The 1,733-nt window shown below is 72.6% G+C and carries 2 protein-coding genes; both read left to right on the top strand.

Annotated features, from left to right (window positions below):
- A partial coding sequence (gene hutI / locus VH969_RS17700; RefSeq protein ID WP_331975504.1) for an imidazolonepropionase occupies positions 1 to 1,219 on the top strand: 1,219 nt, incomplete at its 5' end.
- A 37-nt stretch (positions 1,220 to 1,256) separates the two neighbouring features.
- Positions 1,257 to 1,733, top strand: a 477-nt coding sequence (locus VH969_RS17695; RefSeq protein WP_527249162.1) for a DNA polymerase III subunit delta, incomplete at its 3' end; no start/stop codon positions are given.

The raw sequence follows: 1,733 nt of genomic DNA, 5'->3' as shown, positions 1-1,733 counted from the left end.
GCCGGTGACTGTTCGGCTGCTGACCAACATCGGTCGCCTGTGGACTGGCTCGGAGATCTTGAGCAACGCCGCCATCGTGACCGGCGACGACCGGATCGCCTGGGTCGGTCCCGCGGCCGAGCTGCCTCAGCGCATCCCAGGTGTGGTCGATGACATCGTCGACGTGGACCACGTGGAGAACCTGGGCGGCGGCCTGGTCACGCCCGGCCTGATCGACGCCCACACTCACCCGGTGTACGCGGGCAACCGCTGGGCGGAGCTCGCTATGCGGTCCAACGGCTCCTCGCCCACCGAGATCGCCGCCGCGGGCGGCGGCGTCGCGTCTACCGTCACCGTGACCCGCGGCACCGACCCCTGGACGCTGTGCAACGGCGTGCGTGCCCGGCTGGGCCGCTGGCTGCGGTCCGGCACCACGACCCTCGAGGCCAAGACCGGATACCACCTGACCAGGGACGGCGAACTGGCCGACGTGCGGATGCTGCGCGGGCTCGAAGGCGAGCAGGGCATGCCGAGGGTGCACGTCACGTTCATGGCGGCCCACGCGGTGCCGCCGGAGTTCTTCGGCCGCCGCCACGACTACATCGACGCGGTCAGCTCCTGGTGCGCGGACGCGGCCGCGATCGGCGCGGACAGCGTGGACGTGTACTGCGAGGAGGGCCGGTTCTCCGAGGACGAGGCACGCTGGATCCTGTCCGCGGGCCGCCGTTCGGGCCTGCTGCCGCGGGTGCACGCCTGCGGGGACTCACGCACCGGCGCGGCTGGGCTGGCCGCCGAGCTCGGCTGCGCGTCCGCCGACATCCTGCACGCGGCCACGGAAGAGGACGTCGCGGCGCTGGCCCAGGCCAGCGTGGCCGCCGTAGTCTGCCCCAGCCCGGCCCTGCAGACCGGCACCCGTCCGCCAGTGCGCGACCTGCTGGACAAGGGCGTCGCGGTCGCGCTCGGTTCCGACCACGCCCCGGGCGTTACCGGCATCACCTCGATGTCGCTGGTCATCTCCATGGCCGTGTCCTACTTCGGGATGAGCGTCGAGGAAGCGCTGCGCGCCGCCACCATCGGCGGCGCGCACGCGCTGCGCGCTCCCGACCGCGGCGCGATGGTCCGCGGCAGGCTCGCCGACATGGTGCTGTGGGACGCCGATCACGAGGGCGCCTTCGTCTGGTCCTACGGCCTGACCCCGCGCCGCGTCTGGCTCGGCGGCGAGCCGATCTCGGCCACCTAGTTCGGCACTCGGGCCTCATGCATGGCATGCTGCGGTCATGGCTGCGCGCACCGCGGTTAACCCGCCCGCCACCGAGGTCGTCCCGGTCACGCTCGTCGTCGGCGAGGAGGAGTTCCTCGTCGACCGCGCCGTCCGCGACCTGATCGCCGCCGCCCGCGACGCCGCCCCCGGCGGCGACGTCCACGACCTGGACGCATCCGCGCTCGGTCCCGGAGAGCTCGACGCGCTCACCTCGCCTTCGCTGTTCGGCGGCGGCTGCGTGCTCGCGGTCCGTTCGGCCCAGAATGCCGGCAAGGATGTCGCGGCCGAGCTGGCTAGGTACGCGAAGAATCCGGCGCCGGACGTGGTCCTCATCCTGACGCACGCGGGCGGCGCGAAGGGCAAGGAACTGCTGGCCGCGGCCAGGGCATCAGGGGCCCGGATGATGGAATACCCGAAGGTCACCAGGTTTTCCGAGCGGCTGGACTTCATCAGGACGGAGTTCCGCCGCGCGGGCCGGCGGGCCGACGACGGT

The organism is Actinophytocola sp. (genome assembly GCF_036555685.1).
In the GTDB taxonomy this organism is placed as follows: Bacteria; Actinomycetota; Actinomycetes; order Mycobacteriales; family Pseudonocardiaceae; genus Actinophytocola.
The sequence above is the reverse complement of the archived record's forward strand: the minus strand, read 5'-3'. Positions and strand labels throughout refer to the sequence as shown.